2 rRNA genes and 1 pseudogene are annotated in these 857 nt (G+C 64.5%); all 3 read left to right on the top strand.

Going from position 1 to position 857, the window contains the following annotated elements:
• Positions 1–74: ribosomal RNA gene (locus ABT078_RS29820) — 23S ribosomal RNA — on the top strand; the annotation flags it as partial.
• Between the two features lie 110 nt (positions 75–184).
• Positions 185–301: ribosomal RNA gene (rrf, locus tag ABT078_RS29815) — 5S ribosomal RNA — on the top strand.
• A gap of 305 nt (positions 302–606) precedes the next feature.
• Positions 607–857, top strand: a pseudogene (locus tag ABT078_RS29810) (hypothetical protein); the annotation flags it as partial.

Here is an 857-nt window from a genome sequence, read left to right as displayed (position 1 = left end):
GGTTGATAGGCCAGATGTGGAAGCCCGGTAACGGGTGGAGCTGACTGGTACTAATAGGCCGAGGGCTTGTCCTCAGTTGCTCGCGTCCACTGTGTGGTTCCCGGGTTGCGAACAGTCGCACCGGTCGAACCAGATTCACTTACTTAATTGAAGAGTGTGCTTGTTCGCTCGAACCCGATAGGGTTTCGGTGGTCATAGCGTTAGGGAAACGCCCGGTTACATTCCGAACCCGGAAGCTAAGCCTTTCAGCGCCGATGGTACTGCAGGGGGGACCCTGTGGGAGAGTAGGACGCCGCCGAACAATCTTTCAGGACCCGTGGTCCCAGCGTTCAGCTGGGCCCACGGGTCCTTTTGTTTTTCCTTGATTTTCCCCGAAGCGCGTCGGATGGCCGGCTGCGCGAGAATGAATGCGGTACCCGATGACAGGAGCCATGCCGATGTCCACCAACTCCTCCGACGATCGTCCGGAGCGCGAGCCGCGTCGCCGGGACGGTGGTGGCGGCGACCGGGGCGGTTACCGAGGCGGGCCGCGTCGGGACGACAGCCGCGGTGGATACGGCCGTCGTGACGACCGTAGGGACGACAACCGTGCAAGCGGTTTCCGCCGTGACGACCGCAGTGGTGAACGGGGCACCTTCCCCCGGGACGACCGCGGTTACGGCCGTCGCGACGACCGACGTGACGACAGCCGCGGAGGTCGCTTCCCGCGCGATGATCGTGGTCCGCGTCGGGACGATGATCGTGGTGGGTTCCGCCGCGATGACCGTCGTGACGACCGTGGTCCGCGCCGAGACGACGACCGTGGTGGCGTCCGCCGCGATGATCGTGGTCCGCGTCGGGACGATGATCGTGGTGGG

Origin of the sequence: Streptomyces sp. NPDC002133 (assembly GCF_040296405.1) — a bacterium.
Lineage (GTDB): Bacteria > Actinomycetota > Actinomycetes > Streptomycetales > Streptomycetaceae > Streptomyces.
Note: the sequence above shows the minus strand (reverse complement) of the source record. Positions and strands in the feature narration are given on the sequence as shown.